This is a genomic window from Aminobacter sp. AP02 (genome assembly GCF_003148805.1).
GTDB lineage: Bacteria > Pseudomonadota > Alphaproteobacteria > Rhizobiales > Rhizobiaceae > Aminobacter.
The window spans coordinates 209,651-230,652 of the sequence record NZ_QGGX01000007.1; the positions used below are offsets into that span (position 1 = coordinate 209,651).

At 64.2% G+C, this 21,002-nt stretch carries 20 protein-coding genes; 16 read left to right on the forward strand and 4 right to left on the reverse strand.

The features are described 5' to 3' along the window. Positions 1-103 precede the first annotated feature (103 nt). From cdd to deoA, 3 genes are read left to right on the forward strand one after another with little or no spacing between them, the layout of a single operon-like run. Positions 104-496, forward strand: a complete 393-nt coding sequence (gene cdd / locus C8K44_RS11415; RefSeq protein WP_109575908.1) for a cytidine deaminase — start codon at positions 104-106, stop codon at positions 494-496. Further along, a complete protein-coding gene (locus C8K44_RS11420) occupies positions 493-1,299 on the forward strand; it encodes a purine-nucleoside phosphorylase (RefSeq protein WP_109575909.1) in 807 nt (268 codons plus the stop codon). Before cdd ends, C8K44_RS11420 begins: the two co-directional genes overlap by 4 nt. A 34-nt stretch (positions 1,300-1,333) precedes the next feature. Next, complete coding sequence (deoA, locus tag C8K44_RS11425) at positions 1,334-2,653, forward strand: thymidine phosphorylase (RefSeq protein ID WP_109575910.1); 1,320 nt, start codon at positions 1,334-1,336, stop codon at positions 2,651-2,653. A gap of 34 nt (positions 2,654-2,687) precedes the next feature. On the opposite strand, the gene C8K44_RS11430 is transcribed toward deoA, so the two are convergent. Further along, positions 2,688-3,902, reverse strand: a complete 1,215-nt coding sequence (locus C8K44_RS11430) for an MFS transporter (protein WP_109575911.1) — start codon at positions 3,900-3,902, stop codon at positions 2,688-2,690. A 71-nt stretch (positions 3,903-3,973) separates the two neighbouring features. Between C8K44_RS11430 and C8K44_RS11435 the strand changes: the two genes are divergently transcribed. Next, positions 3,974-4,933, forward strand: coding sequence for an AraC family transcriptional regulator (locus C8K44_RS11435; protein WP_109575912.1), 960 nt, complete (start codon positions 3,974-3,976; stop codon positions 4,931-4,933). A gap of 65 nt (positions 4,934-4,998) precedes the next feature. Here the strand turns inward: C8K44_RS11435 and C8K44_RS11440 are convergent, their stop codons facing one another. The 3 genes from C8K44_RS11440 to C8K44_RS11450 all read right to left on the reverse strand — a co-directional run bounded on the left by C8K44_RS11440 (position 4,999) and on the right by C8K44_RS11450 (position 7,338). After that, on the reverse strand, positions 4,999-5,541 hold the full coding sequence (locus tag C8K44_RS11440; RefSeq protein WP_109575913.1) for a TIGR02281 family clan AA aspartic protease: 543 nt from the start codon (positions 5,539-5,541) through the stop codon (positions 4,999-5,001). Positions 5,542-5,635: 94 nt separating this feature from the next. Further along, complete coding sequence (gene upp, locus C8K44_RS11445) at positions 5,636-6,262, reverse strand: uracil phosphoribosyltransferase (protein ID WP_109575914.1); 627 nt, start codon at positions 6,260-6,262, stop codon at positions 5,636-5,638. 101 nt (positions 6,263-6,363) lie between these two features. Next, positions 6,364-7,338, reverse strand: coding sequence for an adenosine deaminase (locus tag C8K44_RS11450; RefSeq protein WP_109575915.1), 975 nt, complete (start codon positions 7,336-7,338; stop codon positions 6,364-6,366). A 110-nt stretch (positions 7,339-7,448) separates the two neighbouring features. Here C8K44_RS11450 and ubiE point away from each other — a divergent pair, with 110 nt between their 5' ends. The 12 genes from ubiE to C8K44_RS11510 all read left to right on the forward strand — a co-directional run bounded on the left by ubiE (position 7,449) and on the right by C8K44_RS11510 (position 20,912). After that, positions 7,449-8,225, forward strand: coding sequence for a bifunctional demethylmenaquinone methyltransferase/2-methoxy-6-polyprenyl-1,4-benzoquinol methylase UbiE (gene ubiE / locus C8K44_RS11455; RefSeq protein ID WP_109575991.1), 777 nt, complete (start codon positions 7,449-7,451; stop codon positions 8,223-8,225). Positions 8,226-8,238: 13 nt separating this feature from the next. Further along, positions 8,239-9,813 (forward strand): 2-polyprenylphenol 6-hydroxylase, encoded by a 1,575-nt coding sequence (ubiB, locus tag C8K44_RS11460; RefSeq protein ID WP_109575916.1) that lies wholly within the window; start codon positions 8,239-8,241, stop codon positions 9,811-9,813. Between the two features lie 70 nt (positions 9,814-9,883). Continuing rightward, positions 9,884-10,159, forward strand: coding sequence for a plasmid stabilization protein (locus tag C8K44_RS11465; RefSeq protein ID WP_146203933.1), 276 nt, complete (start codon positions 9,884-9,886; stop codon positions 10,157-10,159). Next, positions 10,159-10,560 (forward strand): type II toxin-antitoxin system VapC family toxin, encoded by a 402-nt coding sequence (locus C8K44_RS11470; protein ID WP_109575918.1) that lies wholly within the window; start codon positions 10,159-10,161, stop codon positions 10,558-10,560. Before C8K44_RS11465 ends, C8K44_RS11470 begins: the two co-directional genes overlap by 1 nt. An 18-nt stretch (positions 10,561-10,578) precedes the next feature. Further along, positions 10,579-11,796, forward strand: a complete 1,218-nt coding sequence (coaBC, locus tag C8K44_RS11475) for a bifunctional phosphopantothenoylcysteine decarboxylase/phosphopantothenate--cysteine ligase CoaBC (RefSeq protein WP_109575919.1) — start codon at positions 10,579-10,581, stop codon at positions 11,794-11,796. Positions 11,797-11,897: 101 nt separating this feature from the next. Further along, positions 11,898-12,503, forward strand: coding sequence for a glutathione transferase GstA (gene gstA, locus C8K44_RS11480; protein ID WP_109575920.1), 606 nt, complete (start codon positions 11,898-11,900; stop codon positions 12,501-12,503). 423 nt (positions 12,504-12,926) lie between these two features. Beyond that, complete coding sequence (gene kdpF / locus C8K44_RS11485; RefSeq protein ID WP_067954606.1) at positions 12,927-13,016, forward strand: K(+)-transporting ATPase subunit F; 90 nt, start codon at positions 12,927-12,929, stop codon at positions 13,014-13,016. A gap of 31 nt (positions 13,017-13,047) precedes the next feature. Beyond that, on the forward strand, positions 13,048-14,751 hold the full coding sequence (gene kdpA / locus C8K44_RS11490; protein WP_109575921.1) for a potassium-transporting ATPase subunit KdpA: 1,704 nt from the start codon (positions 13,048-13,050) through the stop codon (positions 14,749-14,751). Between the two features lie 37 nt (positions 14,752-14,788). Continuing rightward, entirely contained in the window at positions 14,789-16,861 is a 2,073-nt protein-coding gene (gene kdpB / locus C8K44_RS11495) for a potassium-transporting ATPase subunit KdpB (protein ID WP_109575922.1), read from the forward strand. Positions 16,862-16,873: 12 nt separating this feature from the next. Continuing rightward, positions 16,874-17,443: a potassium-transporting ATPase subunit KdpC gene (gene kdpC, locus C8K44_RS11500; RefSeq protein ID WP_109575923.1), complete on the forward strand. Its 570-nt coding sequence runs from the start codon at positions 16,874-16,876 to the stop codon at positions 17,441-17,443. Between the two features lie 56 nt (positions 17,444-17,499). Further along, positions 17,500-20,223 carry a sensor histidine kinase KdpD gene (locus C8K44_RS11505; protein ID WP_109575924.1) on the forward strand — a complete coding sequence of 908 codons (2,724 nt, stop codon included), beginning with the start codon at positions 17,500-17,502 and terminating at the stop codon, positions 20,221-20,223. Next, positions 20,220-20,912, forward strand: coding sequence for a response regulator transcription factor (locus C8K44_RS11510; RefSeq protein ID WP_109575925.1), 693 nt, complete (start codon positions 20,220-20,222; stop codon positions 20,910-20,912). Before C8K44_RS11505 ends, C8K44_RS11510 begins: the two co-directional genes overlap by 4 nt. Positions 20,913-21,002: the final 90 nt, after the last annotated feature.

Consider the following 21,002-nt stretch of genomic DNA (forward strand, 5'->3'; position numbering starts at 1 on the left):
CCCCACAAGGGGGAGGGGAACAATGCAGCGCCACCGCCAAGTTCCCCTCCCCCTTGTGGGGAGGGGTTAGGGGTGGGGGTGCTCATTCAGACAGGTGTCTGCGATGAGCCACGACCTGTTCGAAGCGGCGACCGCCGCCATGGCCAAGGCCTACGCGCCCTACTCGAAATTCCCGGTAGGCGCGGCACTCCGCACCGAGGATGGCCGGGTCTTCTCAGGCGCCAATATCGAGGTCGCGTCCTATCCGGAGGGCTGGTGTGCCGAGACCACCGCCCTTGGCCATTACATCATGGCCGGCGGCGGCAAGATCACCGAAATCGCCGTGGTCGCCGAACGCATGGCCCGCATCACGCCATGCGGCGGCTGTCGCCAGAGGCTGGCCGAATTCGCCAGCGCCGACACCAAGCTCTATCTCTGTGACGATGCCGGTATCGTAGAAACGGTGACCATGGGCCAGATGCTGCCTTATGGCTTTGAAGGCGAGATTCTCAAATGAAGGAAGCCATCGACCGCCTCGTTGAGCAGCTTGACGGGTTGGCGCCTGCCACAGCCATGGTGCTGGGTTCGGGTCTCGGCGGCCTGGTCGACGAGGTCGAAAACGCCATCCGCATTCCTTATGCCGCCTTGCCCGGCTTCCCCAAGGGGGGCGTCACCGGCCATGCCGGCGAACTCGTGGCTGGCATCTTCGGTGGCCAGCCAGTGATCATGATGGCTGGCCGCGCCCACTACTACGAACGGGGCGATGCGTCCGCCATGCGCCCGGCACTCGAGACGTTGGCCGGTATCGGCGTCACCCAGCTGGTGCTGACCAACGCCGCCGGCTCCGTCGATCCAGAGATGCTGCCCGGCTCGATCATGATGATCGAGGATCACATCAATTTCTCCGGCACCAATCCGCTGTTTGGCGAACCGACAGACCGTCGTTTCGTCGGCCTGACCGAGGCTTATGACGCGCGCCTGCGCAAGTCGTTCGAGGCAGCCGCCGCGGCAGCCGGCATCGAGCTGCACAAGGGCGTCTACATGTGGTTCTCGGGCCCGTCCTTCGAGACCCCGGCCGAGATCCGCATGGCGCGGATGTTCGGCGCCAACGCGGTTGGCATGTCGACGGTTCCTGAAGTGATCATCGCCCGCTTCCTCGGTCTCAAGGTGCTTGCCTGCTCGGTCATCACCAACCTTGCCGCCGGCATGACGGGGGCCGAGCTTTCGCATGGCGAGACCAAGGACATGGCGCCCATCGGCGGCGGTCGCCTCGCCACCGTGTTCCGCAAGATGTTCGAGAAAGACATGCCTAATGAGTGAGGATTGGGCGGCACCCGGCGCGAGCGCCCGCTAGATGCTCCCCCAGGAGATCATCCGCCGCAAGCGCGACGGCAAGCCGCTCGCCTCCCAAGAGATTGCGGCTTTCGTCAAGGGTATCGCTGCGGGTACGGTCTCGGAAGGCCAGGTCGCGGCATTCGGCATGGCGATCTTCTTCAACGGCATGAATCGCAGCGAAGCAGTAGCGCTGACGCTTGCCATGCGCGATTCCGGCGACGTGCTCGACTGGTCGGAACTGCCCGGACCGGTCACCGACAAGCATTCCACCGGCGGTGTCGGCGACAACGTCTCGCTGATGCTGGCGCCCATCGTTGCCGCCTGCGGCGCCTATGTGCCGATGATCTCCGGGCGCGGCCTCGGCCATACCGGCGGCACGCTCGACAAGATGGACTCGATCCCCGGTTATGCCAGCCAGCCGGATCTTGCGCTGTTTCGGCGTACGGTCCGCGAAACCGGCTGCGCCATCATAGGCCAGACCGCCGACCTCGCCCCCGCCGACAAGCGTTTTTACGGTATCCGCGACGTCACCGCGACCGTCGAATCCGTGCCACTGATCACCGCCTCGATCCTTTCGAAGAAGCTCGCCGCCGGGCTCCAGTCACTGGTGCTCGACGTCAAGATCGGCAACGGCGCCTTCATGGAAAGCGCGCGCGACGCCGCAGCACTTGCCACCAGCCTGGTCGAGGTCGCCAATGGCGCGGGTCTCAAGACCACGGCCCTCATCACCGGCATGAACGAGCCGCTGGCCTCCGCAGCCGGCAACGCGGTCGAAGTCACCAGTGCGGTCGATTTCCTCACCGGACGTTTCCGCGACCCACGCCTCGAGCAGGTGACGCTCGCGCTTGCCGCCGAGATGCTTGTGTCAGCTGGCATCGCTGCGTCCAACAAGCAGGCATCCCGCCTGGCACGCGCGGCGTTGGATGACGGCCGTGCCGCCGAGATCTTCGGTCGTATGGTTGCTGTCCTTGGTGGCCCCAGGGACTTCATGTCCAGGCCGCAGCATCATTTGCCCAGGGTTGACATCGAACATGCGGTGAAGGCTCCCCGCAGTGGCTTTGTGTCCGGCATTTCCACGCGCGATGTCGGCCTGGCGGTTGTTGCCCTCGGCGGCGGGCGCAAGCGGCCGCAAGACAAGGTCGATCACGCTGTCGGCATCACGAGGCTGTTGCCTGTCGGAGCAGAGGTCAAGACTGGCGAGCCACTCGCGCTGATACATGCCCGCAAGGGCTCAGACGCGGAGGCCGCGGCCGCCGTGGTGCGTGCTGCCTACAGTTTCGGCGACATCAAGCCTGTCGCCGCCAAGGCAATCGTCAGGCGGATTTCACCGCGCGGCTAGGCAGTGTGCCAAGCCGCGGGGTCAATGAAGCGAATTACGCCGTGCGCTTCGGGCCGAGGACGAAGACGGCGAGTGCCGCGAGCAAGGTAGCCATCCCGCTATAGGCGAAGGCGCTGCCAACGCCGGAATTGTCGACCAGGAGGCCGCCGAAAACGGCTCCCATCGCAATCGCCACCTGGAAGGTTGCGACCATCAGGCCGCCGGCACTTTCCGCCTGTTCGGGAGCGGCGCGCACCATCCAAGTCTGCACGCCGACCGGCACCGCTCCGAAGGCAAAGCCCCAGGCTGTGACAGCGACGATCGAGACCGCAGGCGCTGCCCCGTCCAGCAGGAGTGCAAGTGCGGCTATCGCGATCAACAAGGGAGCGAGCGTCACGGCCGCCTTGAGGCTGCGTTCAGCCATGAAGCCGCCGGCAAAATTGCCGAAGAAGCCACCTATGCCGAAGGCGAGCAGCACCAGCGAGATGGTCTCGATGTCGAATGCCGGAACCTGTTCCAGAAAGGCCCTGATATAGGTGAAGCCGGCAAAATGCCCGGAGGCGGTCAGAAGGATCACCAGCAGTCCGACCTTGATCATCGGGTTCTTCGAAACATCGAGCAGCGCGCGGAAGCTGGCCACACCCAACGGAGGCAGCTTGGGGAGGGTCGCGAACTGGACGATCAGGGTGACGACGCCGACCATGGCTGCGAGCATGAAGGCGGTGCGCCAGCCCCAGACTTCGCCGACATAGGCCCCGACAGGGGCCGCGCAGACTGTGGCGACGGAAACGCCGGTCAGGATGATGGACATGGCGCGCGGGAAGACATCGCTCGGCACGACCCGCATCGCGATCGCCGCCGACATGGACCAGAAGCCGCCAAGCGCTACGCCAAGCACGACGCGCGCGAACAACAGGGAAGGCAGCGACCACGCAATGGCGGCCAGTACGCTAGAAGCGATCAGCAAAAGTGTCAGGCCCAGCATGACGTGCCGGCGGTCGATGCGCTTGGTGGCGATCGCCATGGTGGGTGCCGCTATCGCGGCGACAACCGCCGTCGCCGTCACCGCCTGGCCGGCGGTGCCTTCGGTGATGCCAAGGTCCTGCGCCAGCGGCGTCAGCAGGCTGGCCGGCAGGAATTCTGCGGTGACAAGTCCGAATACGCCGAGCGCAAGGGAGACGACAGCTCCCCATGCTGGATCGGATCGCTCCTGGGGTGTCGATGGGGCGAGCGAAATGCCGTCCATAGCGGCTGTCGCAGGTTCGATCATGGTCAGTCTCCGATTGAATGCAGTGCAAGGTGGGAGTGACCGTCTGGAGTTTCCATGCTAGAAACGCCAACATGAATGATCGTTCGTCCAAACTTCCGATTGCTGGCGATCCACTGACCGACATCCTGCGTGGCTTGCGCCTCGAAGGTGTCGAGTACGGTCGCTGGGAGTTGAAAGAGCCGTGGAACATCGAATATCCGGCCCAGGCCACGGCGCGTTTTTACTTCGTCGGCCAGAAGGCCTGCTGGCTGCGGCAGCCTTCAGGCGAGTGGGTGGAGCTCGAATGCGGCGATGCCGTGCTTCTGCCGCGCGGCGTGGCACATGCGCTTGCGAGCGAACCGGGCGCCAAATCGTCGCCAATCAACGGCTACGAGATCCAGCAGATCTGCGAGAAGGTCTTTTGCCTGTCGACCCAAGGCTGCCGGCCCGGAACGCTGCTGTTCTGCGGCAGCATGTACTTCAACCTCGACGGACTCCACCCGCTGCTCGGCATGATGCCCGACGTCATGCGCACCACCGAGCTCGAGGCCCATGATCCCGGCATCACGCATCTGCTTGAGACCATGGCGCGCGAGGTCAAGCTCGAGCGCGTCGGTTCCGCCGGCATCGTTGCCCGCCTTGCCGACGTGCTTGCCGCCATAATCATCCGCTCGTGGGTCGAACGCGGTTGCGGCGATTCGAGCGGCTGGATCGCTGCCGTCAGGGATCCGAAGATCGGCAAGGTGCTGGCTGCGGTCCATCTCGAGCCAAGCCGCGACTGGTCGGTCGAGGTACTGGCCCGCATGATGGGGGCCTCGCGCTCGGGTTTCGCCGAGCGCTTTGCGGCCATTGTCGGTGAAACGCCGGCGAAATATGTCACCCAGGTCAGGATGCATCAGGCGCGGCAGTGGCTGGTTCGCGACCGGCTCAAGATCTCGGTTGTCGCTTCCCGGCTGGGTTATGAATCCGAAGCCGCCTTCAGCCGTGCCTTCAAGCGCGTCATCGGGTTGCCGCCCGGCCATTTCCGCAGTGCAGATCAGGCAGCGGGTTAGAGCATTCCACCCAAATGTGGGGCCGGTCTTCCAACAAGATCATGCTTCGCTGGAATGTCTGGTGATCACTGTACCAGAAGCAGCGCGCCGTTCTCGACCTGGTATTTCTTCAGCCGCGACAGGAAACTCATGCCGATCAAGGTGCCGTCGAGCGCCTGGTCTTCGAGCACGACCACCGGCACGTCGTCGACGCTGATCCGGCCGATCTGCAGCCTGTCGATGCGGGCGAGTGCGGCCCGCGCCGTGCCGTTGGCGGTATTGACCTTTTGGGTGAAGTCGGCGGCTGAAACCTTGACCCCGGCCCGCCGCGCCGTCGACATGTTGATCGCAACCAGGGTGGCGCCGGTGTCGACCATGGCGTCGACCTCACGGCCATTGAGCTTGAAGCTCGCTGTGAAATGGCCGCGCATGTCGGCGTCGATCGTGATGCGTCGGCCCGCAGTCGTTGCCGTGGCAGCGCTCGCCTCGATTGGCCCAGGCGCGGGGGTTTCGCTGCCGGCGCTCATCCCGAGCAGGGCCTGCACCATGCCGCCGTGTTTCTCGTAAAGCGATGGCAGCGCCGCCGACGCGCTGGCACAAAGGCTGAAAATGATGATCTTGCGCAGCATGGTGACGCCTCGAATTCAGGCGTCACCCTAGGCGGCTGATGGTGATCGCGCCTTTAACGGCGCAGCCCCATCGTCAAAGGCGGTAAATGCCTGGTTATTTGGTGCCGTACATGCGGTCGCCGGCGTCGCCGAGGCCAGGGATGATGTAGCCCTTCTCATTGAGCTCCCGGTCGATCGAGGCGGTGAACACCGGCACGTCGGGATGCGCCTTGGTGAAGCGCTCGATACCCTCTGGCGAAGCGAGCAGGCACAGGAAGCGCAGGTTGGTGGCGCCGCGTCCCTTCAGCTTGTCGATGGCGGCGATCGCCGAATTGGCGGTTGCCAGCATCGGGTCGACGACGATCACCAACCGGTCGCCAAGGTCGCTCGGCGCCTTGAAGAAATACTCCACCGCCTCGAGCGTCTCGTGATCGCGGTAGAGCCCGACATGGGCGACACGCGCAGCCGGCACCAGATCGAGCAGGCCCTCGAGCAAGCCGTTGCCGGCGCGCAGTACCGAGGCGAATACCAGCTTCTTGCCTTCGAGCGTCGGCGCTTCCATCGTCTCGATCGGCGTTTCGATCATCTTGGTGGTCAATTCGAGGTCACGCGTCACCTCATAGCCGAGCAACAGCGAGATCTCGCGCAGCAGGCGCCGGAAGCCGGCCGTCGAGGTTTCCTTGTCGCGCATGATGGTCAGCTTGTGCTGGACAAGCGGATGGTCGACGACGGTCACGGTCATGGCTTACACTCCTGGAACTCGGGTAATTGGCGGCATTCTATCGGCTGGCCGCCCGCCAACCAATGACTTGCCGCCTTGAACCACAGTTTTGTCGCCCGAACTCAGCGTTTTTGGCCGTCAAGACGGGCAAGAAGCGCAGCTTTGGTCTTCTTGTCGACGAAGGCCGCCTCGATCGCCGTCCTCGTGATTGCCGACAATGCCTTGTCGTCCATGCCGAAATGTTCGGTTGCGATATCGTATTCGCGCTTCAGGCTCGTCCAGAAATAGGGCGGATCGTCGGAGTTGAGCGTCACCTTGCAGCCGGCGTCGCGCAGCTTGGGGAAGGGGTGGTCGCCAAAATTGTCGAACACCTTGAGCGCGATGTTGGAGCCGGGGCAGATCTCCAGCACCACACCTTCGTCGGCGATGCGCTTGACCAGGTCAAGGTTTTCGATGGCGCGCACGCCATGGCCGATGCGCGAGGGGCGGATGTGGTCGAGTGCTGCAGCGACGCTTTCCCATCCCAGAAGTTCGCCGGCATGAATGGTGATGCCCAAGCCTGCTTCGCGGGCGATCTCGAAGGCGCGCACGTAGTCCTCGAACTCGCCCATGCGTTCGTCGCCGGCGACGCCGAAACCGGTCACCAGGGGGTGCCCGCATTTGGCGGCGAAACGCGCCGCGGCCTCGATCGATTCGACGCCGACATGGCGCACGCCGGTCACGATCATGCGGGCCTCCATTCCGGTCTTGGCCTTGGCGCGGGCCATGCCTTCGCCTAGCGCGTTGGTGTAGGCCATGGGCGACAGTCCGGCCTTGATCGCATGGTCGGGCGATGTGAACACTTCCGAATAGATCGCACCGTCGCGGGCCAGGCTCGTCAGGTAGTGTTCCGACAGCCTGGCATAGTCGTCTTCGGTGCGGAAAAGGTCGGCGGCAAAGTCGTAGGCGGCAAGAAACGAAGTGAAATCGTTCCACACGAAGGAGCCGTCCTTGATGAAGGGCGAAACGTCCTTGTTGTATTTTTGGGCCTGGCGGATGACGAGCTCTGGTGCAGCTGCACCTTCTATGTGGCAGTGCAGCTCGGCTTTCAAAGGCATTCTCTGTTCCTCGTCGTGTCGGCGCGGGCGCGGCCGAAAACCGCGCCTCAAACAATAGCGCCCGCTGGTGTGATCGGCTATGGTCCCGCCGGATTTGATTGGACAAGAAAATGTCAGAACAACGGACGACAGCTGTCGGCGGCATGGAAACTTCTTACGGTTTCCGAAATGTCGGCGCGGGCGACAAGCAGGGCCTGGTCAACGAGGTCTTCCACAAGGTCGCCAACCGCTACGACATGATGAACGACCTGATGTCGGGCGGTCTGCACCGGGTGTGGAAGGACGCCATGGTTGCCTGGCTCAATCCGCCCAAGCGTCCGGGTTGGAAAGTGCTGGACGTTGCCGGCGGCACCGGCGATATCGCCTTCCGCATCATCGATGCCTCGCAGGGCAACGCGCACGCCACAGTGCTCGACATCAACGGCTCGATGCTTGGCGTCGGCCGCGAGCGTGCCGAAAAGCGCGGCCTTGCCGACAAGACCGATTTCGTCGAGGCTAACGCCGAGGAACTGCCCTTCGCAGACGAGACCTTCGACGCCTATACGATTGCCTTCGGCATCCGCAACGTGCCGCGCATCGATGTCGCGCTGTCGGAAGCGTACCGTGTACTCAAGCCGGGCGGGCGCCTGCTTTGCCTCGAATTCTCCGAGGTCGAGATGCCGCTGCTCGACAAGGTCTACGAGGCCTGGTCGTTCAATGCCATCCCGCGCATCGGCCAGGCTGTCACCGGTGACGGCGAGCCCTATGCCTACCTCGTCGAATCGATCCGCAAGTTTCCCAACCAGCAGAACTTTGCCGCGATGATCACGCGCGCCGGCTTCGACCGCGTCACCTTCCGCAACTACACCGGCGGCATCGCAGCCCTTCACTCGGGCTGGAAGCTTTGAGAGACGGCGCGCGATGAGCAGTCTCGGAGCGTCTTTCCGGCTCGCGCGCGCGGGCTGGGTGCTGGTGCGCGAGGGCGTGGTCGCGGCGTTGCCGGGAGACCAGCTCACGGGCCTGCCGAAATTTGGCTGGCAGGTCGCCAAGCTGTTCACTCGCCGCCGGGCCAGGAAAAGCGTGCGCAGTGATCGACTCGCCAATGCGGTCGCCCGGCTCGGGCCGTCCTACGTCAAGCTCGGCCAGTTCCTGGCGACGCGCCCCGACGTCGTGGGCGACGACATCGCGCTCGACCTCGCACTGCTCCAGGACAGCATGGCGACCTTCCCGATGTCGGAAGCCGTCGAGGCCATCGAAGGTTCGCTCGGCCGCAAGGTCTCCGACCTGTACATTCGCATCGACGAGCCGGTGGCCGCAGCCTCCATCGCCCAGGTTCATCCGGCTGAGGTCGATACGCCGGATGGTCCGCGCAAGGTCGCGGTCAAGGTCATCCGCCCCGGTGTACGCCGCCGCTTTTTCCAGGATCTCGAAAGCTATTTCCTCGCCGCCCGGCTGCAGGAGCGCTTCGTCCCGTCGAGCCGCCGGCTGCGCCCGGTCGAGATCACGGAGACGATGGCCCAGACCACCAAGATCGAGATGGATTTCCGGCTCGAGGCGGCCGCCTATTCCGAGCTTGGAGAAAACACCAAGGACGATCCCGGCTTCCGCGTGCCGGCCGTCGACTGGGAGCGCACCGGCCGCGACGTGCTCACCATGGAGTGGATCGACGGCGTCAAGCTCAACGACATCGAAGGGCTTCGTGCCGGCGGCTACGATCTCAAGGCGATCGCCGCGACGCTGGTCCAGTCGTTCCTGCGCCACACCTTGCGCGACGGCTTCTTCCATGCCGACATGCACCCCGGCAACATGTTCGTCGACGCCAAGGGCGACATCGTTGCCGTCGATCTCGGCATCTCGGGCCGGCTCGGCAAGAAGGAGCAGCGCTTCCTCGCCGAGATCCTCTACGGCTTCATCACCCGCAACTACATGCGTGTCGCCGAGGTCCATTTCGAGGCCGGCTACGTGCCGCGCCACCACAATGTCGCGGCTTTCGCCCAGGCCATCCGCGCCATCGGCGAGCCGATCCACGGCCAGCCGGCGGAAACCATTTCGATGGCCAAGCTTCTGACCTTGCTGTTCGAGGTCACCGAACTGTTCGACATGGAAACGCGGCCCGAACTGGTGCTGCTGCAAAAGACGATGGTCGTGGTCGAAGGCGTTGCCCGCACGCTCGATCCGGCTTTCAACATGTGGAAGACCGCCGAACCCGTCGTTGGCCACTGGATCGCCGGCAATCTGGGCCCGCAGGGCCTTCTGATCGACGCTCGCGATGGCCTCGGCGCTCTGATGTCGCTCGTCCGCCAGGCTCCCGATCTCGCCGCCCGCACCGAGCGGCTGTCGCGCCAGATCGACGCCATGGCCGAAAACGGCCTGCGCTTCGATCCCGAGACCGCCAGGGCGATCGGCAAAGCCGAAGCGCGCCACACGCGATCCGGCCGCATAGCGCTGTGGGTGATTGCGCTGACGTTGGTCTACATCGCCTGGCAACTGCTCTGAGACCGCCACGCGGTTTGACGCAGGTGCTGTCAATGACTACATTGCAGTCAATGACAGCATGGAGGCGTCCATGGCTACCCTCACCATCAGAAACGTGCCCGAAGATGTGAAGCAGGCTCTGCGCGTCAAGGCCGCGCAGAACGGCAATTCGCTCGAAGAGGCTCTTCGCCAGATCCTTTCGGATGAGGTCGCTGCGCGGGATGTGCCGGCGTCGCGCATCAGCGCGGACGAGATTATGCGTCGTGCCGCGGAGCTTGCGTCCGATCCGCCGACAGACAACCGCTACAAGTATTATTCACAGAAAGAGCTGAGCGATGCGCTTAGCGGCGAGTATGAGGGGATCTGATGGTTGTCGACACCTCGGTCATCGTTGCGATTGCGCGCGGTGAGCCCGAGGCGCTGGCGTTCAGCAAGATGCTGGAGCAGACGCCGAACAAGCTGATGGCTGTTCCGACCTATCTCGAATGCGTCTTCGTGCTGGCAGGCATAGCGCCAACAAAGGGCCTGGAGTTTCTGCGAGGTTTGGTCGCCGACACGTTGATCACGCTCGTGCCCTTTGGCGAACAGGAATTGGAGGCCGCCGTCGCGGCAAGGATGCAGTACAGCCGCGGTTCTGGCCACGCAGCGAAGCTCAACTTCGGCGACTGCTTCGCCTATGCGCTGGCCAAGACCCGAAACGTCCCGCTGCTTTTCAAGGGCGACGATTTCATCCATACCGACATCGAGCCGGCGCTAAGGCCGGCCTGAGAATACGGCGGACCAGGCATGATCCTCAACGGCAAGCGCATCCTGCTCATCATCGGCGGCGGCATCGCGGCCTACAAGTCGCTCGACCTCATCAGGCGTTTGCGCGAGCGCGGCGCTTCGGTGCGGGCGGTCATGACATCTGCCGCGCAGGAGTTCGTCACGCCACTGTCGGTCGGCGCACTCACCGCCGACCACGTATTTTCCGATCTCTTCGACCGGCAGGACGAGCACGACATCGGCCACATCAGGCTGTCGCGCGAAGCCGACCTTTTGGTCGTGGCACCCGCCACCGCCGACCTGATGGCCAAGCTCGCCAATGGCCACGCCAACGACCTAGCCTCCACGGTGCTGCTCGCCACCGACAAGAAGGTGCTCTTGGCGCCTGCCATGAACCCGAAGATGTGGTCGCATCCAGCCACGCGGCGCAACCGCGCCACGCTCGAAAAGGACGGTACCCATTTCGTCGGTCCAAAGAGCGGCGAGATGGCCGAAAGCGGCGAGGCCGGCGAGGGCCGCATGGCCGAGCCGCTGGAGATCGTTTCGGCCATCGAGGCGCTGCTCGACGTCGGGCCAAGGCCGCTTTCGGGCAGAAAGATCATCGTCACCTCGGGCCCGACGCACGAACCCATCGACCCGGTGCGCTACATCGCCAACCGCTCGTCGGGCAAGCAGGGCCATGCCATCGCCGCGGCCCTGGCCAGGCTTGGCGCCGATGTGCGCCTTGTCTCCGGTCCGGTCACCATCGCCGACCCGGCGGGCGTGAACACGGTCCATGTCGAGAGTGCGCGCGAGATGCGCGACGCGGTCGAGCAGCTTTTGCCTGCCGATGCCGCGGTGTTCGTCGCCGCCGTCGCCGACTGGCGCACCGACAATGCCGCCGGCGAGAAGATCAAGAAGGTGGCGGGCGAAGGACCTCCTGCACTGCAAATGGTTGAAAACCCCGACATCCTTGCCGGTGTCGGACATCACAAGCAGCGGCCCTACCTTGTTGTCGGCTTCGCCGCCGAGACCCAGGACGTGCTCAAGAACGCCCAGGCCAAGCTGGCAAAAAAGGGTGCCGATTTCATCGTCGCCAACGATGTCAGCCACGAGGGCGGCGTCATGGGTGGCGATCGCAACCGCGTTCGCATCGTCAGCGGGGGCGGTGTCGACGAATGGCCGGATCTCTCCAAGCAAGAGGTCGCCGCGCGGCTGGCGGCGCTTGTCGCCGAAAGGCTGAAGACAATCACCGTCTGAGCCGCCTCGCTTCGGCAACATAGTGTTCACCGATTGGGTGCTTGGAGACTTCTCCCGCGCGTGCGAGGGGAGGGCATCAACATTCGGAGTTTCCCCGCGAAATGAAGCTTTTCTACATGCCCGGCGCCTGCTCGTTGGCCCCGCACATCGTCGCCAACGAAGTTGGCATCGACCTCGAGCTAGTCAAGGTCGACGGCAAGACCAAGACCACCGAAGCCCAGCAGGACTTCCTCGCCACCAACCCCAATGGCTACGTTCCGGCGCTGGTGCTCGGCGACGGCGAGCTGATGACCGAATCTTCCGTTCTGGTGCAGTACCTCGCCGACCAGAAGCCCGAGAGCGGCCTTATGCCCAAGGCCGGCGACATGGCGCGCTACCGTGTCCAGCAGTGGCTGGCCTTCGTCGCCACCGAACTGCACAAGGTCTTCGGCGCGTTCTTCAAGCCCAACACGCCCGAGGCCACCAAGGAAATCAACCGCGAGCTGCTCGCCAAGCGCCTCGCTTATGTCGACGGCAAGCTCGAAGGCCGCTCCTACCTGATGGGCGATGCCTTCACCGCCGCAGACGCCTATCTCTGGACGATCCTCGGCTGGGCCAAGCACGTCGGCATCGACCTGTCGTCCTTTGCCAACATCCAGCGTTATCTCGGCACTGTGGCCGCCCGCCCGGCGGTACAGAAGGCTCTGCGCGCCGAAGGCCTGGCTTGATCCTTGCCTGACCTGCCGCTGCCATCGCGGCAGCCTCGAACCTGACGATCGACGGCCCTCAGGCAACCGCCTGGGGGCCGTTTTGTTTATGGAATTCCTATTTCTTTCCGCGCCCCGCGCTCTCGAACCTTAATGCGGTTCGGGACCACATTGTCTCCTGAAATCCCAGCGTATCGGCCCCAAGACCTATCCGGTCTTCGGCAAGCACGATGCGTCAAGCAGATGCCACGTCCAACGTCGTCAGCTGAGCTGACGCCGTTGTTTCGCGTGGCTCATGGTCTTTTGCGCCACGGTGCAAGGCCGCAACGGAACAGGAGCCTTCGAAGATGGACATCTTCGTTCTCGCCATAGGCGTCGTCTTCTTCGCCTTGTGTTTTGCCTACGTCAAAGCCTGCGACATCCTCTGAGCGGAAGGACGCAAACATGTTGCTCGAATACATTCTTGGCGGCGCAGTGACCGTGTTCCTGCTTGCCTATCTGACCTACGCGCTCATCCGCCCCGAACGGTTCTGACCGTCCAGCGCTCGCACGGAAAGTTTCCCAAATGACCATCAATGGCTGGATACAGATCGCCGCGTTCTGCGGAGTTATCATTCTGCTCGTGAAGCCGCTCGGCGGCTACATGACCCGCGTCTTCAGTGGCGAACGCACGCTTTTGTCGCCCGTTCTCGGCCCCGTCGAGCGTGTGCTCTACCGGCTCGCCGGCACCAGCGAGCGCGAGGACCAGCACTGGACCGGCTATGCCGCTGCCATGCTGTCGTTCAACATCGCCGGCTTCCTGCTGCTTTACATGCTGCAGCGGTTCCAGGGCTCGCTGCCCTTCAACCCGGCTGCCATGGGTGCTGTGCCGCCGGAACTCTCCTTCAACACCGCCGTCAGCTTTGTCACCAACACCAACTGGCAGAACTACGGCGGCGAAAGCACGATGTCTTATCTTGTGCAGATGGCCGGCCTGACCGTCCAGAATTTCGTTTCCGCCGCCACCGGCATCGCCGTCGGCATGGCGCTGATCCGCGGCTTTGCCCGCGCCTCGGGCAAGTCGATCGGCAATTTCTGGGTCGACCTGACCCGTTCCACGCTCTACGTGCTGCTGCCGCTCTGCGTCGTGCTGACGCTCGCCTATGTCTGGCTCGGCGTGCCGCAGACGATCGGCTACTATGTTGCGGCGACCACTGTCGAGGGCGCCCAGCAGACAATCGCCGTCGGCCCGGTTGCCTCGCAGCTGGCCATCAAGATGCTCGGCACCAATGGCGGCGGCTTCTTCAACGCCAACTCCGCGCACCCGTTCGAAAACCCCGACGCCATCTCCAACTTCATCCAGATCGTGTCGATCTTTGCCATTGGCGCGGCGCTGACCAACGTCTTCGGCCGCATGGTCGGCAACCAGCGCCAGGGCTGGGCGATCTTCGCCACCATGGGCATCCTGTTTGTCGCTGGCGTTGCCGTCACCTACTGGGCCGAAGCCGCTGGTAACCCGCTGGTCCATGCGCTCGGAATCGACGGTGGCAACATGGAAGGCAAGGAAGTGCGCTTCGGCATTGTCCTGTCGTCGCTCTTTGCTGTGGTCACCACCGCCGCCTCCTGCGGCGCGGTCAACGCCATGCATGGGTCGTTCACCGCACTTGGCGGCCTCATCCCGCTCATCAACATGGAGCTCGGCGAAGTCATCGTCGGCGGCGTCGGCGCCGGTTTCTACGGCATCTTGATGTTCGTCGTCATCGCCATCTTCGTCGCTGGCCTGATGGTTGGGCGCACGCCGGAATATCTCGGCAAGAAGATCGAGGCCAAGGAGATCAATATGGCGGTGCTGGCCATCCTGTGCCTGCCGCTCGCCATGCTCGGCTTCACCGCGATCGCGGTGCTGATCCCTAGTGCCGTGGCGTCCGTCGGCACACCCGGCCCGCACGGCTTCTCCGAGATCCTCTATGCCTACACCTCAGGCGCCGCCAACAACGGCTCGGCCTTCGGCGGCCTGACCGGCAACACGCCCTGGTACAACATCACAATTGGCCTCGCCATGCTGATGGGCCGCTTCCTGGTCATCATCCCCGCATTGGCAATCGCCGGTTCGCTGGTCACCAAGAAAACGGTACCCGCTTCCGCCGGCACCTTCCCGACCGACAGTGCGCTGTTCGTCGGCCTGCTTGCCGGTGTCGTGGTCATCGTTGGCGGCCTGACCTTCTTCCCGGCACTTGCCGTCGGCCCGATCGTCGAGCACCTCGCCATGATCGTCGGCCAGACCTTCTGATGCAGCGCCGCAAAACTAAAGGACTGGAGTCTCTCACATGAGTGCCCACAAATCCGCGAGCCTGCTCGACGCTCGCATCATCCTCCCCGCCGTCGGCGACGCGTTCAAGAAGCTTGACCCGCGCAGCCTGTCCAGGAACCCGGTCATGTTCGTCGTCGCCGTCGTTTCGGCGCTGACCACCGTTCTGTTCGTCAAGGATCTGGTCACCGGCGCGGGCGGCCTCGGCTTCTCGTTCCAGATCATCCTGTGGCTGTGGTTCACCGTGCTGTTCGCCAACTTCGCCGAGGCCGTCGCCGAAGGCCGCGGCAAGGCTCAGGCAGACTCGCTGCGCAAGGCGCGCACCGAAACCCAGGCCAAGCTGCTCGATGGGGAAAGCCGTACCGCCTACAAGATGGTGCCGGGCACGGCCCTCAAGGTCGGCCAGGTCGTGCTCGTCGAAGCCGGCGACATCATCCCTTCCGACGGCGAAGTCATCGAAGGTGTCGCCTCCGTCAACGAAGCCGCCATCACCGGTGAATCGGCTCCCGTCATTCGCGAGTCCGGTGGCGACCGCTCGGCCGTGACGGGTGGCACGCAGGTACTGTCCGACTGGATCCGCGTGCGCATTACCGCTGCCGCCGGCTCGACCTTCCTCGACCGCATGATTTCGCTGGTCGAGGGTGCCGAGCGCCAGAAGACGCCGAACGAAATCGCGCTCAACATCCTGCTTGCCGGCATGACGCTGATCTTCGTTCTCGCCGTCGCCACCATCCCGAGCTTCGCCACCTATGCCGGCGGCTATATCCCGGTCATCGTGCTGGTCGCGCTGTTCGTCACGCTGATTCCCACCACCATCGGCGCGCTTCTCTCGGCCATCGGCATTGCCGGCATGGACCGTCTGGTGCGCTTCAACGTGCTTGCGATGTCGGGCCGCGCCGTCGAGGCAGCAGGCGACGTCGACACGCTTCTGCTCGACAAGACAGGCACCATCACGCTCGGCAACCGCCAGGCCACCGAGTTCCGCCCGGTCAAGGGCGTCACCGAACAGCAACTGGCCGACGCAGCCCAGCTGGCCTCGCTCGCCGACGAAACGCCCGAAGGCCGCTCGATCGTCGTGCTCGCCAAGGAACGTTATGGCATCCGCGCCCGCGATATGGGCACGCTGCACGCCCATTTCGTGCCCTTCACCGCCCAGAGCCGGATGAGCGGCGTCGATTTCGACGGCTCCTCCATCCGCAAGGGTGCGGTGGATTCGGTGCTCGAATACGTCAGGTCCTGCGCCGCGTCGGCTTCAGGCACGCGTGTCGACACGGAAGCCGTGCGTGGTATCCAGGCGATCTCCGACGAGATCGCCAAGCTCGGCGGCACCCCGCTTGCGGTTGTTCGCGATGCCCGCCTGCTCGGCGTCATCTACCTCAAGGACATCGTCAAGGGCGGCATCAAGGAACGCTTCACCGAGCTGCGCCGCATGGGCATCCGCACCGTGATGATCACCGGCGACAACCCGATGACGGCAGCCGCCATCGCAGCCGAAGCCGGCGTCGACGATTTCCTCGCCCAGGCGACGCCGGAGAACAAGCTCGGCCTCATCCGCGAGGAGCAGGCCAAGGGCAAGCTGGTCGCCATGTGCGGCGACGGCACCAACGATGCCCCGGCACTCGCCCAGGCTGACGTCGGTGTCGCGATGAACACCGGCACTGTCGCAGCGCGTGAGGCCGGCAACATGGTCGACCTCGATAGCGACCCGACCAAGCTCATCGAGATCGTCGAGATCGGCAAGCAGTTGCTGATGACCCGTGGCGCGCTCACCACCTTTTCGATCGCCAACGACATCGCCAAGTATTTCGCCATCATCCCGGCGATGTTCCTGGCCTTCTACCCGCAACTCGGCGCGCTCAACATCATGGGGCTGGTAACGCCGCAGAGCGCCATCTTGTCGGCGATCATCTTCAACGCGCTGGTCATCGTCGCCCTCATCCCGCTGTCGTTGAAGGGCGTGAAGTACCGGGCGATCGGTGCCGGCTCGCTGCTCCGCCGCAACCTGCTCGTCTACGGCCTCGGCGGCATCATCGTGCCCTTCATCGGCATCAAGGCCATCGACATGGCGATCAACGCCATCGGCCTCGTGTAAAGGACCTTCATTATGTTGAAGCAACTCAGGCCTGCACTTGTCATGATCGCGGCGCTCACCGTCATCACCGGCCTCATCTATCCCCTGGGCATGACCGGCATCGCGCAAGCGCTGTTTCCCCATCAGGCCAATGGCAGCCTGGTCGTCAAGGACGGCAAGGTCGTCGGCTCCGAGCTGATCGGCCAGGCCTTCACCGGCGAGCGCTACTTTCATGGCCGCCCCTCGGCCGCCGGCGACGGCTACAATGCCGCCGGCTCCAGCGGCTCCAACCTCGGCCCGACCAGCGCCAAGCTGATCGAACGCATCAAGACCGAGGCGGACACGCTCAAGCAGACCGATCCTGGCGCGCCGGTGCCGATGGATCTGGTCACCGCATCGGGCAGCGGCCTTGATCCGCACCTGTCGCCCGAGGCCGCCTACTTCCAGGTGGCACGGGTGGCCAAGGCGCGTGGCGCCAACGAAGCTGTCATCCGCAGCCTCGTCGACCAGTATGTCGAGGCACGAGAACTCGGCTTCATGGGCGAACCGGTGGTCAACGTGCTCAAGCTCAATTTGGCCCTCGACGCAGCGGTTGCGCCCTGACAAGGTCGCGCCGGAGTTCCAGCAGAACTCCGGCGCGCCAGACTGTAAAAGAACAGATGCCAGACGATATCAGGGACAAGGAAGCCAGGCCTTCGCCGGACGCGCTGCTTGAGACAGCCGAGCGTGAAGGACGAGGCCGTCTGAAGATCTTCCTCGGTGCTGCCCCCGGCGTCGGCAAGACCTATGAGATGCTGATGTCGGGCCGTGCCCGGCTCGCCGACCACACCGACGTCGTCATCGGCGTGGTCGAGACCCATGGCCGGCGCGAGACCCAGGCGCTGGTCGAAGGCTTCGAGGTCATCCCGCGCAAGGCGGTCGACTACAAGGGCCGCAAGCTCGACGAGATGGACCTCGACGCCATCATCGCGCGCAGGCCGGCACTGGCCCTTGTCGACGAACTTGCCCACACCAACGCGCCCGGCAGCCGCCATCCCAAGCGTTATCTCGATGTCCAGGAACTGCTGACCCAGGGCATCGACGTCTACACCACGCTCAACATCCAGCATGTCGAGAGCCTCAACGATATCGTCGCCCAGATCACCCGCGTTACCGTGCGCGAGACGGTGCCGGACTCGATCATCGACCGCGCCGACGACGTCGAGATCATCGACCTCACGCCCGACGACCTGATCAAGCGCCTGCATGAAGGCAAGGTCTATGTCCCGAGCACGGCGCGCCGCGCCATCGAGAACTACTTTTCGCCAGGCAACCTGACGGCCCTGCGCGAACTGGCACTGCGCCGCACCGCCCAGCGCGTCGACGAACAGCTTCTCACCCACATGCAGGCCCATGCCATCGAGGGGCCTTGGGCCGCCGGCGATCGCCTGCTTGTCGCCGTCGACGAGGATCCGCGCGGTGCTTCGCTGGTTCGTTACGCCCGCCGCCAGGCCGACCGCTTGCGCGCGCCGTGGGCGGCGATCCATGTCGAGACCTCGCGTTCGGCCAATCTGCCAGATGCCGACAAGGACAGGCTCGCCGCCACCATGCGCCTGGCCGAACAGCTCGGCGGCGAGGCGGTCACCATTCCTGGGCAGTCGGTCGCCGAAGACATTGTCCGCCATGCCAGCACCCACAATTTCACCCACATCGTCGTCGGCAAGGCGAGCAAGCCGCGCTGGCGCGAATATTTCGAAGGCTCGGTCACCCACGCTCTGATCCGCCAGGCCGGCAACATCAGCGTCCATGTCACTTCGGGTAGCGAGCAGGATGCGGCCCTCGCTGCGCAGGGCGTGAAGACGGCTCCCCAGCGCCGGCGTTTCGATCCGTGGCCTTATCTGACGACAGCGCTCCATGTCGTTGGCGCGCTCTTTGTCGGCATTGCGTTGCAGCAGTTCCTCGACGTTCGCAACATCGCCCTGGTCTTCCTGATGGCGGTGCTGAGTTCGGCCGTGACGTTCGGCCTGTGGCCGGCATTGTTCGCTTCCTTGCTCAGTGCCGTCGCCTATAATTTCTTCTTCCTTGCGCCGCTCTACACGCTCGACATTTCCGACCCCGAAAGCGTTGTCGCGCTGCTGTTTTTCCTCATTGTCGCGGTCATCGCCTCCAATCTGACCGGACGTGTCCAGCGCCAGGCTGCCGCCGCACGCGAGCGTGCGCGCATGACCGAGGACCTCTATCTCTTCTCGAAAAAGCTCGCCGGTACCGGCACGCTCGACGACGTGCTTTGGGCAACCGCCTTCCAGATCGCGTCGATGCTCAAAGTCCGCGTCGTGCTGCTTTTGCCCGAGGACGGCACCATCGCAGTCAAGGCCGGCTATCCGCCCGACGATACGCTTGTCGATGCCGACATCGCCGCCGCCAAATGGGCCTGGGAGCACAACCGCGCCGCCGGCCGTGGCGCCGACACCTTGCCAGGCGCCAAGCGCCTTTATCTGCCACTGCGCACCGGGCGCATGGCGGTCGGTGTCGTTGGTCTCGACAATGACCGCCAGGGCCCGCTTCTGACGCCCGAACAGCAACGCCTGTTCGATGCCCTCGCCGACCAGGCGGCAGTCGCCATCGAGCGTATTCAACTTGTCGCCGACGTTGACCGCGCCCGCCTTGCCGTCGAGGCCGACAGGTTGCGTTCGGCGCTGCTGACGTCGATCTCGCACGATCTCAAGACCCCGCTCGCCAGCATCATGGGAGCTGCCGGCGCGTTGCGCGAATTCGGCGTTTCGTTGCCAGAGGAGGGCAGGGCCGAGCTTGTCTCGACCGTGCTCGACGAATCCGAACGGCTCAACCGTTTCATTGCCAATCTGCTCGACATGACCAAGATCGAGTCGGGCGCCATGGAGCCCAACTACGCGCTCCACTACCCCGGTGACATCGTCGGCAGCGCGCTCCGCCGCGCCGCCAAGATCACTGCCAATCACAAGCCCGAAGTCGACATGCCGGCCGACCTGCCGATGCTGAAGCTCGACCCGGTGCTGTTCGAGCAGGTGTTGTTCAACCTGCTCGACAACGCCGCGAAATATGCCCCCGAGGGATCGACCATCCGCATCCGCGGCTGGGCCGACAGTGCGTCGGTTGCGATCCAGATCATGGACGAAGGCCCGGGCATTCCGCAGGCCGATCTCGAACGCGTCTTCGATACGTTCTATCGCGTGCGCAAGGGCGATCATGTCCGCGCCGGCACCGGGCTCGGCCTGTCGATCTGCCGTGGTTTCGTCGAGGCGATGGGCGGCACCATTGTCGCCTCGAACCGTGCCGACCGGCCCGGCGCGGTCTTCACCATCACCATGCCGGTACCGGCCGAGCGGCCAAACTTGGACGGACCAAACTTGGACGGAATTGCATGACCAACGCTTCGGTGAAGATCCTGATCGTCGACGACGAGCCGCCGATCCGCAAGCTGTTGCGCGTCGGTCTGTCGACGCAGGATTACGCCATCCTTGAAGCGCCGGCTGCAAAGCCGGCCATGGTGATGGTCAAGGCCGAGAAACCCGACCTCATCCTGCTCGACCTCGGCTTGCCCGACATGGGCGGCCACGACCTGCTCGCCATGTGGCGCCAGGAGGGCCTTGAGGTGCCGGTCATCATCCTGTCGAGCCGCACCGACGAGGCCGGTATCGTCAAGGCGCTCGAACTCGGCGCCGACGACTACGTGACAAAACCTTTCGGCATGAACGAATTGGCCGCGCGCATCCGCACCGCCCTTCGCCACCGCCTGCAGCAGCAGGGCGAAAAGCCGGTGTTCCAGACCGGCGAACTGTCGGTCGACCTGGTCAAGCGCATCGTCAGGCTGGGCGGCCAGGAGGTGAAGCTCTCGCCCAAGGAATACGACATCCTGCGCGTGCTGGTTCAGCATGCCGGCAAGGTCTTGACCCACCGCTACCTGCTCGAGCATGTCTGGGGCGGCTCGGCCGACGTGCAGTATCTCAGGGTCTATGTCCGCCAGTTGCGCCAGAAGATCGAAAAGACCCCCGACGAGCCGCAATACATCACCACCGAAACCGGCGTCGGCTACAGGCTGCGCGAGGCTGATTAGCGCCGCCATCGCACCGCCGGCGCTGGTTTCATTGGCAAGACGCCTGCCTTGAAAACGAAATCGCCCCCTCCGTGTTACGGAGAGGGCGAT